We start from the raw sequence: 14,337 nt of genomic DNA, 5'->3' as shown, positions 1-14,337 counted from the left end.
AGGGAAACTACACTTGGGGATCATTCTTTTTCATATATTTGATGGTGCCGCAGCGCGGCATGAGGGTCTACCATGAAGATATTCAAAAAGTCATTTGTAATTCTGTTAAATGGGCTGCTCCTAATTTAAATAGCCCGGTTTTAAAGTTAGGTAATGTACAACCGTTAGAGACTAATAAGTAGTCATTGGTTTAGTACATTTGGAAGAGAACCCTTTTATTAAGTTTGGAAGGAACTCGTGCAGTTGCTATTGTGTCTGTACAAAGAACGGGAACCAGGTTCTCTAATTGTCAAGAAGACTGTTGAAAGAAATATCGTTGTCTCTCAACAGTCTCTTTATGTGCATGAAAGGAACGGCACGACATGCTGCTCATTTACTTAAGGAGAAAAAAGCTGAGACTTTTTCGTCGACTGTAATTTATCTCTTGAAAAACTATCGATAGAGTTTTAATCGAAGGGTGGGAAAGTCTAATTTTGAAATCACTTTTAGAGGTTGGAAGGAACAGTAAGATGAGCTTAAATTATAAGGAAAGGAACTCAAATTGGATAAAACTAAAATAGGGAAACTATCGATATACGCAGTCACATGGCCGATTTTTATTGAAATGGGACTGCAAATGCTTATGCGTGTAACTGATGTGTTTATGTTAAGTCATGTTTCAGATGAAGCGGTCGCATCCGTTGGCGTGTCTAACCAAATCATCAAGAGCGCTATAATAATGTTCACTTTCGTTGCGGTGGGTTCTAGTATCGTTATTACTCAATATCTTGGTGCAAAAAGAACAAGTGAAATTGGCAGGATTGTCGGACTAGCGCTGGGCATCAATTTACTATTTGGACTTTTCATCAGTATATTGTCTGTACTTTTTAACAGGCGGCTTTTAAGTGTTTTTAACCTAGAGTCAGAGCTTCTCGAGATGGCTCAAACTTATCTTTATATCACTGGAGGAGCACTTGTTGTGCAAGCTCTTCTCACTGTCACAGTTGCGATCATTCAAGCTCATGGCTTTACACGGCACACAATGCTCGTTGCTATCGGTATGAACATGCTTAATATTATCGGAAATTATTTATTTATTTTCGGATCATTAGGTTTCCCTAAGATTGGTGTAACAGGTGTGGCAATTGCAACTGTTGTCAGCCAGTTAATCGGACTGACTGCTAATTTGATCATACTTCGGAAAGTAGTTGCTGTCCGACTCAAATGGCGAAACTTTGTCCGTTGGCAGCGTGATCATGTCGCAAAAGTATTGCAAGTTGGAGTTCCATCTGCTGCGGTTAGTTTGTCCTACCATGTCAACCAGTTTGTAATCACTGTGTTTATTACTTCCCTAAGCGCTATTACGCTAACGACACACATTTACACGCAAAATATTATATTGATCGTGATGATAATGGGGCTTTCATTGGGGAGGGGAATGCAAATTATCGTTGGTCATTTAGTAGGAGAAAAAAAACAAGAGGAAGCCTATATACAAGTAATGCGTCATCTGTTGAGGTGTATTTTAATTACGTTATTGAGTGTCTCCATCCTTTGTTTGTTCCGTGCACCACTTCTTGAGTTGTTCACAGATTCTTCTCAAATTATCCAGATTGGTTCAATTCTGATTCTATTTAGTTTCTTACTAGAGCCAGGTAGAAATTTCAATGTCATATTGGAACGATCGCTACAGGCTTCCGGAGATGCACGATTTGCGATGTTTTCTTCTATTCTCATCACGTGGTTGTTCAGTTTGCCGCTAACCTATTTATTAGGCATTCATTTGGGATATGGCTTATTTGGAATATGGGCTGCATTTATTATTGATGAATGGATACGGGGATTGGTTCTCTTTTTCAGATGGAGAAGTAAAGATTGGCAGAAAAAAGCGCTCGTTCAAAAAAAAGCCGATTCAATTTCGGTGTGAGCAATTGAATTGAGGCAAGTGAAAACGAGAAAAGCTTGATTAAAACGGTGATGACAAGAGAAATCAATGTAAAAAGGCAGTACATTACTGGCCAATAAGGCAGTTAATTTTCTAATTAGTATGTAAACAGACGAAATGATAGAGGATATGAATTGCACTTGAATAGTCTCACTTTAAAATTAGGGAATGTCGAACCGTTAGAAACAGTGAAAAGTAATTAGTTCACTATTTTGCAAAGCTATTTTAGGGAGGGTTTAAAAATGATTGTATCTGTTGGAAGTGACCATGCAGGATTTCCATTAAAGTCAACTGTAGTGGAGTATCTAAAATCTGAGGGAATTGAAGTCATTGACCATGGGAGCTACACGACTGAACCGGTTGATTTTCCGGACATTGCTCGAACAGTGTGTGATTCTGTAAGAAATGGTCAAGCAAATCGAGGCATTATGGTTTGTGGTACAGGAGTTGGGGCAAGTATTGCAGCAAATAAAATTCCAAGAATAAGAGCGGCTGTATGTCACGATATTCATTCTGCTTATCAATGTGTTGAACATGATGATGTAAACGTGATGTGTATCGGCGCAAAAATTGTAGGAGAGTGGCTTGCTAAAGACTTAATCGAGGCATTCATTAAGGCAGAATTTAGTACGGAAGAACACTTTAGGCGCAGGGTAAAAAAGTTGGATTTATTAGAAAGAGATTCAGCTAAAGAAATTCAAAGGTAAATGATCTAATTCTTTGGAACTTTAAAAAATAAAAATCGAGATAGTTAATAGTATACAATGAATTTTGAACTACCTATTATAAAATGATTTCGTTTCCATTTAAATATAAATACCATGGAGTGAGTAGTCTGGCATGTTTAAGTAGATTCTAAACGATCTTCTTTAGAATTATGATGCCTTTATCCTTACCGATTATGGTATTTATCGCAGTAATGAACTTTATCGGGCCATGGATGGACTTTATTTTAGCAAAACTAGTACTCAGATCGGATGCTAATAAAACACTTGCTGTTGGTCTTTTTGAAATGGTGACAGGACTTGGTAACACTGAATTTACGACTTTTGAAGCGGGAGCAGTACTCGTTGCCGTTCCAATTACAATTATATTTATGGTCCTTCAAAAACCGTTAACAGAAGGATTAAGAGCAGGAGCGAATAAAGGTTAAATATTCTGTTTCTTAAGGCGAAATGATAAATGGCGATCTTGACCTTTGGGTGGAGGATCGCCATTACTCTTTCGCAACATGATCAGATAACAGAAAAAGCGTGTGAAGTTGGCGTTAGCTGTTTTAATGTTTTTTACCTTGGTGATATTGAGGAAATAGAATAAAAAATAGTACCGTAAAAATACCCACTTACACAACTGTAATTTTACAAAAATAATATAGAAAAATATCCTACAAATTGGTTGATAATGATATGTTCATTAGTATAAAAATAATCTGCACAAATCAAATCTATGAATATGATGGGGGTTGTCCTAAATGGTCTGTTTTCGACCTTTTGGACAACCCCTTTTCTAATTAGTCTTTATATGATTTAAAAGACAATAATATAAGACACCTTATTCTTAATGAAGATAGTTCTTCATTAACGCTGTTTGTTTCATAATTAAGCAAAATAGTTTAGTCCAATTATTTACACTATGAATCAATATGAACGCTTTATTTAGTTTATTGATACTAACAATTATGGGGATTGAATGATGAAAAAGTCGATAGTTTTTTTTATGATTATTATGTTAACCATTTTAATTGGTGCTTTATTTCAAGCATTTGATTCCGAAGAGCCAACAGTAGTTGTTGTTTTGAAGGATTTAGATACACAATATTTTGAAATTGTTAAAGCTGGAGCTGAAAAAGGTCTTCGTGATTTTGGCATGAATGGGAAAGTTGTCGCACCTAATAATGAATCTGAAGAAGATGTACAGGAGAATTTGTTAAAAACGATTCTTTATGATAATCCAGATGTATTAATTGTCTCTCCCGTTACAGCGGATATTATCCCTATACTTCGCAAGTTTGTTAAAAGAGATATTCCTGTATTGTTGTTAGATACCTATTATCCTTGGGTATATATAACCTCTTATATTGGTACGAATAATATTGAATTAGGAAGAAGAGGTGGGATGTTATTAGCTTCGAGTCTTCAGCCAGGGGATAAAGTGGCTCTGCTTGCTGGTGAAATGAGTCATCCCATTTCAAGGGATCGGATAAAAGGAGCTAATATGAGTTTAGCAGCTGCTGGAATCGAGATCGTTGAAATAGTCGATTTACCAAATGAAACAGCACTTGTTAAAGAAGCGATGGAAACAGCTTTACAGGAACATCCGGATATAAAAGGTGTATACACGGTAACGGACATTATGGCACTAACTGTTTTTCATGTTATTGAAGAGTATGGGTTGACTTTACCTATTGTCGGAGCAGATGGGATTAACGAAATGATTGAGTTGGTCGAAGAAGGGACATTGCCTGGAACAGTAGCACAGAACCCATATGATATGGGATATTTTAGTATTGAAGCTGCAATGAAAGTGATCAATGGAGAAAAAGTTGATCGAACTATAGATAGTGGTGTAGATATTATTATTAAAGGTAATGCAAAGGAAAGACTAGATTTTCAGAAAAGATTGTTAAGATGAAATAAATTAATTCAAAAAATATAGCTGAAAGTTTTACCAATATTATAATGCCGATCATGGATGGTGTGACTCTCATGAGGAAAGCGGTAAATCTCTATCCAAAATTAAAAGTTATTTTAAAAAGCAGCTTCAACGAATTTGAATATATTAAAGAGGGAATAAAGTACGGAGCAATTAATTATGGAACGCGCAATCAGTTATAGACATCGGTATTTTACCGAAGAATTAACGATTCAAAAGGCTGCTGATCATATTCATATAAGTAGAAATTACTTTAGTATCTTGTTTAAGCAGTATAGCGATCAAAAATTTATTAATTTATTAATTATGTCATTAACCTTCGAATTAATAAAGCAAGTGAGCTGTTAATAACACTACATTAAAGGTATACGAAGTAGCAGTTAAAGCATCAAAAGTAGAGGTGGCAGTTATGGATGTCAAACAACCAAAATTATTTCTTTCTTTGTTTATTGGATTATTCCTTATAGCAGGTTGTGGCCACCAAACCATTATTGGAAACAGTAATCCCGCATTAGATGCTAAACCTGAAAAAGAAGAGATTATTTTTTGGCATACGTATAATGAAAAAGAGACTTATATTTTTGAAAACATCATAATTCCTTTATTTGAGCAAGAATATCCAATGATTGAGGTGAAGTCAGTTAGACAAAATTACAATCATACATTACGGTCAGAAATTATTTCTAGAGCGTCTACAAATAGACCGCCGGATGTTATTAGACTGAATATTGTTTGGACTCCAGAAATGTCACGCCTTGGTCTTTTATATCCTCTGGATAATTTTAAAGATTTTGCTGAATGGAAAGGTCTTTTTGATGAGAGTCTAATGCAGTCTAACTATTATAATGGGAAATATTATGGTATTCCTTTAAATGTTTTTACCAAATCTTCTATCTACAACAAGGGTTTACTCGAAGAGACAGGTGAGGATATCTTTCCTGATACGATGGATGAATTAATAAATCTAATTGAAAAAAATGAGTATGTTATTGGAATCGATACTTTTTCAATCTGGGCAACGTTACAATATTTTTATGGATTTGGTGGAAATTTAACGGATCCAACATATACAAAAGCTACTGGGTATTTGGACAGTGAAAAGAGTATTGCTGCTGTTAATAAACTTTTATCACTTTATCAAAGCGGGAACTTAGTAACTTCTGATGGATTATGGCGAGGCATCTTAGAAGGTAATTTTTTTATGATAGATGAAGGACCTTGGTTTTATAGTAGTTATTCTGAAACGGAGATTCAATCGATGAATCAGGAAACTGTGGCGGCACCATTTCCAAATAGTAATGGTAAACGAGCTATTCTCGGTGGAGAAAATATTGTTATTTCTAAAGCCACAAATCATGAGGAAGCCGCATGGACATTTGTAAAATGGATGACCAATAAAGAATCACAAACGCTACTGGCACAAACTGGATTAATACCAACAAATCAATCTGTGGAACTTTCAAATGTGTATGACCAATTTCCGTATTATCAACCGTATTTAGATAGTATTGATGATGCCCTTTTACCACCTTTTGTTCCTCAATGGTGGGAGGTTGATGAAATCTATAGGAAGTATTTAGAACTTATTTTTGATGAAAAGATTACTGTAGAGGAAGGGTTAGCAAAAGCTGCTGAGGAAATAGATGAAGTTTTTGCAAGTAAGGAAAGACAATGAATCTTTTAAAGCGAGAGTTAAAAGTGGCTTCGGCTGCTTTTTTTGGTTAAAACAGTCAATGTTGTTTACGTCGAATCAAACATATTATACATAAATAGGTGTTTTATTTCTCTATTCTTCATGAAAATAAGACACGATATAGAGTGATAGTTATTTTTTTGATACTTAAACAAAATAAAAAACACTTTATTTATAATGAGTGCGGTTTCTTGGAAGCGATTTCTATTAGATAATAATAAAAACAAATAGCTATTTGTATTTTAAAAAGTACGTAGGTTATTAAACAAATCGTATACTTGGTTTTATTTATAACAATCTATATTGTTTTGAATTAAAGAAGCTAATGGAGTTGATATTTCTTGTTTAAAGAAGTGATTTACCACAGACCAAAAAATAATTATGCTTATGCCTATGATAGCGAAACCGTTCACATTCGCCTGAAAGCCAAAAAAGGTGACTTAATCAATGCCTATTTAATTTATGGTGACCCATATCAGTGGACGGATGAAGGCTGGGTGAACTTTACAAAACCGATGACTTTAGAAGGAACAGATGATTATTTGATTATTGGTTTGTTAAAGTTAAACCAGAACACCGGCGTTTACGATATGGATTCGAAATTTACTCTCAAGATGAAAGAATAGTCTACGGAGAGAGAGGGTTTAAAGAAAATGCCCCTAGTGATACCAGCTTTTATTTTTGCTTCCCATTCTTAAATGAAATAGATATATTTAAAGCTCCAGATTGGGTAAAGGAAACCATCTGGTATCAAATCTTTCCCGGAAAGATTTGCAAATGGTAATCCAAATTTAAATCCTAAAGGAACGTTGCATTGGGGGAGTGCCGAGCCAAAGACTGATAGTTACTTTGGCGGCGACTTTGAAGGAATCATCAATAACATTGAATATTTAAAAGATTTAGGAATCAATGGAATTTATTTTACACCGATTTTCAAAGCAAATTCGAATCATAAATACGATACGATCGATTATTTTGAGATTGACCCTCAATTTGGGGACAAAGAAACTTTTAAGAGGTTAGTAGAAGTTTGCCACCAAAACGGGATACGTGTAATGCTTGATGCCGTTTTTAATCATAGCGGTTTTTATTTTGATGAGTTCCAAGATGTGTTGAAAAATCAAGAACAATCAAAATATAAAGATTGGTTTCATTTAAGAGAATTTCCGGTGAAGCCTTTACCGGAACCAAATTATGATACCTTTGCGTTTACTCATGCCATGCCGAAATTAAATACGGAACATCCAGATGTAAAAGAATATTTGCTTCAGGTTGGCCGTTATTGGATTGAAGAATTTGATATTGATGGATGGCGTCTAGATGTTGCAAATGAAGTAGATCATCAATTTTGGAGAGAATTTCGACAAGTAGTTAAGTCTATTAAGCCAGTTGCATATATACTCGGGGAAATTTGGCATGATTCGATGCCTTGGTTACAAGGAGACCAATTCGATGCAGTCATGAATTACCCTTTTACACAAGCTACTTTAGATTTCTTTGCAAAAGATGAAATAAATTCTCAAGAATTTGGTCATCAATTAACAAAGGTTCTGAACTCTTATCCAAAAAATGTCAATGAGGTAGCCTTTAATTTACTAGGGAGTCATGATACACCAAGGATTCTAACAACTTGTAAGGACAATAAGGATAAGTTAAAACTGCTCTTTCTATTCCAACTCACTTTTATTGGTTCTCCGTGCATCTACTATGGAGATGAAATTGGGATAAATGGTGAAAATGATCCAGGCTGCCGTAAGTGTATGGTTTGGAACAAAGAGGAACAGGATTTAGGATTACTTGAGTTTGTAAGAAAAGTTATCTCATTAAGAAAAGAGCATGCAGTTTTAGGTAATATTGGGAGTTCTCATTACTTGAAACAAATGTTGAAACAAATCATGTAATTTATTCTAAGAAATTTGATGATGAAATTATTTTGATAGCTATAAATAATTCAAGAAAAGACATTGAGATCAATCTGCCATATGATTTTACAGATAAAAAAGCAATAGATTTATGGAATAAAAAATCAGTAAGAAGTTCAAAAGTAGAATTAGATCCATTTGGTTTTTCACTTATTCAAATATAGGAAAAAAGATTAACAACAAGAATAATTGATAGGTTGGAGTGTTTGTTAATGATTTCAAAAAAAATAATGGTTACCTTGAATACTGGATTACAAGCTAGACCTGCATATCAACTTGTTAATCTTTCATAAAAATTTATGTCGGATGTCTATATAACCATAGATAATCGCAAAGTAAATGGTAAAAGTATTATGGGGGTAGTGTTTTTAGGTCTTGCTCCTAATACAGAAATTACGTTGACAGTTAACGTTTCTGATGAGAAAGAGCTTTTAGAAGAATTAACTAGATTTTTTAATGGTGAAAACTTACTGTTTAAAACTATATTATATTAGTAAGGTGTGAAAAGAATGGAAAAAGCATGGTGGAAAGAAAGCGTTGTTTATCAAATTTATCCACGAAGTTTTATGGATTCTAATGGGGATGGAGTCGGGGATATTCAAGGAATTATTTCAAAGCTTGATTATTTAAGAAATCTTGGGATCGATGTGATCTGGCTTTCGCCGGTTTACCAATCGCCCAACGATGATAATGGGTATGATATTAGTGATTATCAAAACATTATGCACGAGTTTGGGACAATGGAAGATTTTGACGAACTACTCCAAAGTGCACATGATCGTGGGATTAAAATTGTAATGGATCTTGTTGTAAATCATTCATCTGATGAGCATGCATGGTTTGTCGAGTCAAGGGAATCCAAAGATAACCCGTATCGTGATTACTATATTTGGAAGTCTGGAGAAGACGGTAAGCCTCCTACGAACTGGGGATCTGTATTCGGTGGATCAGCTTGGCAATTTGATGAGGCGACTGGTGAGTATTACTTACACATCTTTAGTAAAAAGCAGCCTGATTTAAACTGGGAAAACGAGAAGCTACGTCAAGAAATTTATAAGATGATGGGATGGTGGCTTGAAAAAGGAATTGACGGCTTTCGTATGGATGTTATTAATTTTATTTCGAAAGATCCGAGCTATCCTGATGGCGAAGTCCATGGTGACAACAAATATGGTGACGGAACACCGTATTTTATGAATGGACCACGTATTCATGAATTTCTACAAGAAATGAACAAAGAAGTGTTGTCAAAGTATGATGTCCTAACTGTTGGGGAAATGCCAGGTGTAGATGCCGAACAAGGAAAGCTATACACTGGAAAAGATCGAAATGAATTAAACATGGTGTTTCAATTTGAACACGTTGATGTAGGGAATGGACCAGGTGGAAAGTGGACACCGCAGCCTTGGAAATTAACAGAGTTAAAAGGAATTTTAGCAAAATGGCAGTACGGCTTAGCGGATGATGGTTGGAATAGTTTATACTGGAACAATCATGATCAACCACGTGTCGTATCTCGCTTTGGCAATGATAAGGAGTATTATGATCAGTCGGCAAAAATGCTGGCAACGTGTCTTCATATGATGAAGGGAACACCGTACATTTACCAAGGAGAAGAGATTGGTATGACCAATGTTGCCTTCGATTCGATTGACGATTATCGTGATTTAGAAATTCTAAATATGTACAATGAAACTGTGAATGAACAAGGAAAAGACCCGAATAAAGTCATGCAAGCTATTTATGAGCGTGGTCGTGATAATGCAAGAACACCGGTGCAGTGGAATGACAAAGAAAATGCTGGTTTCACAACAGGAACACCATGGATCAAAGTGAACCCAAATTATAAAGAAATTAATGCGGAAAAAGTACTGCAAGATTCAAACTCCATCTTTCATTATTATAAAAAACTAATTCAACTTAGAAAAGATAACGAAATTGTTGTATATGGAAAATTTGATTTAATTTATGAGGATTCTGAAGAAATTTTTGCCTATACAAGAACACTCGAAGAAGAACAATGGTTAGTGATTTGTAGCTTTTCAAGTGAGGAAGTAAAGTTTGAGCTTCCTGAACATATTAACTATGAATTAACGGAACTTGTGGTTGGCAACTATGAGGGGGGACCAGAAGATATTGATGCCTTTGAATTAAAACCTTACCAAGCGCTTGTGTATAAGCTTAACTAAGGTATAAAACCTTTTTTAAAACGTGTTTGGGTAAAAACGATTAATTTTCGCGGGAATCATGTAAAAGTGATTCTCGCTTTATATTATTTTGATCATCTACTGTAAGAAATACATAAAAGGCACGTTTTTCTCAGTTTTTTGAGAGGCGTGTTTTTTGTGTTTGGAAATGGCTCTTTTCGCAAGGAGTGTTGCTATAGCTATTTGTGGAATGGAGCGGAAGACACTTGACTCCTGTCTGAAATAGCGGGAAAGACAGGACCCCACAGACGGAACGTCGAGGAGGCTTGGCAACACGCCTCGGAAAGCAAGTGCCTGTAGCACAATGTAACGGACTCGTTAAAGGCAAAATGATTGCAACAAAGTATACGAATACAGCCTTGGAAATAGAGAAGGGAGTTTCGGTTACAATTTGATCGCATTTTTTTCGGTTCGTTTTTTAAGTTTTTCTTTCTAATACAAAATGTGTGGGTATAGACGACTCAAGTGAAACTCCAGAGTTTTGTAGCTTAATAGAAGAAAAATGAAAATGTTGTAGTAAACAGCTATGAAACCATTTAAGGAAGATCACCTTTGCTAGAAGCTGGCGGTATATGCAAAGCTCTGCAGGTGTTTTTTTAAAAGTAAATAGACACAGTGGCTTATGTTTCTGATGAGAATAATATAAACCACCATAAAAAGATAGTTAGTAAATATAGGAAATTAAATTGTAATAAAAGACACATCAATTGTACGGTAAGCGGTTTCATTGGATGCGGTTTCTCGTAGATAATAAACATGTACTTAAAAATAAGGGGGGATAAAAAGTATTAAGGAAAAAAACAAAAGGAGGAGATTATATGAAAAAACCTTTATTAATAACGTTTGTTTTTCTAATGGTATTTTCTTTAGGAAGTTTTTTATTTAATCAATCTGGGACAGCTGAGCAGTCAGAAGTCAACCATCTAGGATCGAATGATATTCCTGAAAATACGCTCAGAATCCACTATCAAAGAGAGGATAATAACTTTACTGACCTTGGTCTTTGGTTATGGCATGATGTAGCTGTACCTACTGAAAATTGGCCATCAGGTGGTAGATCATTTAAGGAAGACCAAATGACTGACTATGGCGCATACCTGGATATCGAATTGATCGAGGATGCTAAAAAACTAGGATTCCTTGTGTTAAATACGGTTACTGGAGACAGAGATGGAGACGACAAAGTACTTGAGCTCTCCTCTTCAGACATTGATGAAGTATGGATTAAAGAAGATGATGACACGATTTATACTTCTTCAGATGGAGAAGTGTTGACAAGAATTGTTTCTGGAGAAGTGGTATCAGACACTAAAATTCAACTTGTTTTTACTAATATTGGAGGATTAACAGAAGTAGATTTGGCAGATACCATTGAGATCTCTGATAAAGATGGTAATGAAGTAGAATTTACAAGTCTAACAATTAAAGATGATAAGAGGATTGAGATTAAGGGGGATTTTGACTTAACTCAGACACCTTTTACTGTAACTTACAAAGAGCAAACCATTAATACGGTACTAGGATGGAAATTGATTGATGAATTATACGCTTACGATGGTGATTTAGGTGCAAGGTTACATGAAGATGGAACAGCGACGTTGAAATTATGGTCACCTATGGCCGATAATGTATCTGTCATTTTGTACGATAAGGATAATCAGTTTAATGTTGTGAAAGATGATATTGAGATGACAAAAGGTGATCGTGGGGTTTGGGAAGTAACACTTACTAAAGATAATACAGGGGTGGAGAATGTAGCAGGTTATTTCTACCATTATGAAATTGATCATAATGGAGATAAAAAAATAGCGCTAGACCCCTATGCTAAATCTATGGCAACGTGGGATAACTTAGGAGAGTATTCGATTGGGAAAGCAGCGATAATTGATCCTTCAACGGTTGGACCTGAGCTAGAATTTGCTGAAATTGAAGGGTTTGAAAAGAGAGAAGATGCGATTATTTACGAAGTACATGTAAGAGACTTCACATCTGATCCTAGCATTGAAGATGAGCTTAGTGCACAATTTGGAACATTTGCTGCTTTCGTTGATAAACTAGATTACATTGAAGATTTAGGTGTTACTCACGTTCAGCTTTTACCAGTAATGAGTTATTTCTGGGGAAGTGAATGGAAAAGTGATGAAAGAATGTTAGATTATGCTTCTACTGGAGTGAATTATAACTGGGGCTATGATCCACATAGTTATTTTTCTCCTACAGGTATGTATTCAGAAAATCCAGATGATCCAGAGTTAAGAATTAAAGAGTTAAAGAAGTTAATCGATGAAATTCATAGCCGTGGTATGGGGGTTATCCTTGATGTAGTTTACAATCATACAGCAAGAGTTGAGATTTTTGAAGATCTTGTCCCGAATTATTATCATTTTATGGATGCTGACGGTACTCCGCGAACAAGTTTTGGTGGTGGACGTTTAGGGACGACTCACGAAATGGCAAGAAGAATTCTTGTTGATTCTATTACTTACTGGGTTGACGAGTTTAAGGTTGATGGGTTCCGCTTTGATATGATGGGAGACCATGATGCAGAAAGTATTCAAATTGCCTATGACAAAGCGAAAGAACTGAATCCGAATATTGTTATGATCGGAGAAGGCTGGAGAACTTTTGTAGGAGATGAAGGCGAAGATGTTATGCCAGCAGATCAAGACTGGATGCAGCATACAGAAAGTGTCGGGGTTTTCTCTGACGAATTTAGGAACGAACTGAAGTCTGGCTTTGGAAGTGAAGGAGAACCAAGATTCATTACTGGTGGAGCAAGGAATATCGAGCAAATCTTTGACAACATAAAGGCTCAGCCACATAACTTTGTTGCAAGTGATCCAGGTGACGTTGTTCCATATATCGAAGCTCATGATAACCTAACGCTCCATGATGTCATTGCTCAATCTATTAAGAAGGACCCAGAATTTCATCAAGAAGAAATCCACAAACGAATCAGACTTGGAAATGCAATGGTTTTAACAGCTCAAGGAAAGGCCTTTATTCATGCAGGCCAAGAGTTTGGACGTACGAAGCAATTTAGAGCTGAAACTTCTGAGCCGCCATATAAATCTACTTATATGGAAGATGAGGATGGTAATCCATTTACGTATCCATACTTTATCCACGATTCTTATGACTCATCAGACGCAATTAATATGTTTAATTGGGATCAAGCTACGAATGAAGAATTGTATCCTATTAACAACCTTACAAGGGAGTATACAACAGGTCTAATTGCTTTAAGAAGATCAACAGATGCCTTTAGATTAGGAACAACAGAATTAGTTGATTCCAATGTAACTCTAGTAGACGCTCCAGAAATAAAGGAACAAGATTTAGTTATAGGGTATCGAAATGAAGCAACAGATGGAACAGCTTACTATGTGTTTGTTAATGCTGATTCGAAAGAAAGGTCATTAACAATTGGTAAAAATTTAATTCAAGGTACCGTATTAGTAGATAGTGATGAAGCCGGTGTAGAAGAAGTATCAGAAAGGTCTGGTTTTAAACTTACAGGCCGTAGTATAACGCTTGATCCTTTGACAACTGTGGTAATAAAAATGGATAATGATAAAGGTAACAATGGCAAAGGGCCCCAAAATAAAAAAAGAAATAATGTGAAAGAGAAATAAAGTTTTGATAATAAAAAATAGAATAAGTTTATAATAGAAAAGGTTTTAATCTCTAATTAGAGATTAAAACCTTTTCAGGCTGTTGAGAAGACTTTCTCAACTTCTACAGTGTCTTATATTATTTAATATAAGACACTATTTTATTTATATGAAAGTTTACAGTTAATCGATTGTAATTAAAGACACCACTATCGTAATGAAAACGGCTTCATGATAGTTATATCGTATATATAATGAAAGTGTGCAAAAAAAATCAGCATTTTTGTTAAATTCTGAAAGAAATATATTAGAAGGATAAATACCT

General features: G+C 35.3%; 10 protein-coding genes and 2 pseudogenes. All 12 read left to right on the top strand.

Going from position 1 to position 14,337, the window contains the following annotated elements; translation table 11 throughout:
* A pseudogene (locus tag SAY88_RS07095) lies at window positions 1-182 on the top strand (hypothetical protein); the annotation flags it as partial.
* A 359-nt stretch (window positions 183-541) separates the two neighbouring features.
* The gene (locus tag SAY88_RS07090) at window positions 542-1,906 is read left to right on the top strand and encodes an MATE family efflux transporter (protein ID WP_332630512.1); all 1,365 of its coding nucleotides are present in this window, start codon (window positions 542-544) and stop codon (window positions 1,904-1,906) included.
* 260 nt (window positions 1,907-2,166) lie between these two features.
* Complete coding sequence (gene rpiB / locus SAY88_RS07085; RefSeq protein WP_332630510.1) at window positions 2,167-2,631, top strand: ribose 5-phosphate isomerase B; 465 nt, start codon at window positions 2,167-2,169, stop codon at window positions 2,629-2,631.
* Window positions 2,632-2,801: 170 nt separating this feature from the next.
* A complete protein-coding gene (locus SAY88_RS07080) occupies window positions 2,802-3,077 on the top strand; it encodes a hypothetical protein (protein ID WP_332630509.1) in 276 nt (91 codons plus the stop codon).
* 536 nt (window positions 3,078-3,613) lie between these two features.
* Window positions 3,614-4,555: a sugar ABC transporter substrate-binding protein gene (locus SAY88_RS07075; protein ID WP_332630508.1), complete on the top strand. Its 942-nt coding sequence runs from the start codon at window positions 3,614-3,616 to the stop codon at window positions 4,553-4,555.
* Window positions 4,556-4,735: 180 nt separating this feature from the next.
* Window positions 4,736-4,924, top strand: coding sequence for a hypothetical protein (locus SAY88_RS07070; protein ID WP_332630506.1), 189 nt, complete (start codon window positions 4,736-4,738; stop codon window positions 4,922-4,924).
* Between the two features lie 61 nt (window positions 4,925-4,985).
* A complete protein-coding gene (locus tag SAY88_RS07065) occupies window positions 4,986-6,251 on the top strand; it encodes an extracellular solute-binding protein (RefSeq protein ID WP_332630505.1) in 1,266 nt (421 codons plus the stop codon).
* Window positions 6,252-6,610: 359 nt separating this feature from the next.
* Window positions 6,611-8,355 (top strand): annotated as a pseudogene (locus tag SAY88_RS07060) (alpha-glycosidase).
* Between the two features lie 135 nt (window positions 8,356-8,490).
* Entirely contained in the window at window positions 8,491-8,685 is a 195-nt protein-coding gene (locus SAY88_RS25930; RefSeq protein WP_431308844.1) for an HPr family phosphocarrier protein, read from the top strand.
* A 15-nt stretch (window positions 8,686-8,700) separates the two neighbouring features.
* Window positions 8,701-10,380, top strand: a complete 1,680-nt coding sequence (locus tag SAY88_RS07055; RefSeq protein WP_332630503.1) for a glycoside hydrolase family 13 protein — start codon at window positions 8,701-8,703, stop codon at window positions 10,378-10,380.
* 284 nt (window positions 10,381-10,664) lie between these two features.
* Entirely contained in the window at window positions 10,665-10,793 is a 129-nt protein-coding gene (locus tag SAY88_RS07050) for a hypothetical protein (protein WP_332630501.1), read from the top strand.
* A gap of 423 nt (window positions 10,794-11,216) precedes the next feature.
* A complete protein-coding gene (locus SAY88_RS07045) occupies window positions 11,217-14,033 on the top strand; it encodes a pullulanase (RefSeq protein WP_332630500.1) in 2,817 nt (938 codons plus the stop codon).
* Window positions 14,034-14,337 lie beyond the last annotated feature (304 nt).

Origin of the sequence: Halalkalibacter flavus, assembly GCF_036663575.1 — a bacterium.
GTDB lineage: Bacteria > Bacillota > Bacilli > Bacillales > Bacillaceae_D > Halalkalibacter > Halalkalibacter flavus.
This window is presented reverse-complemented; position numbering and strand designations above follow the sequence as displayed.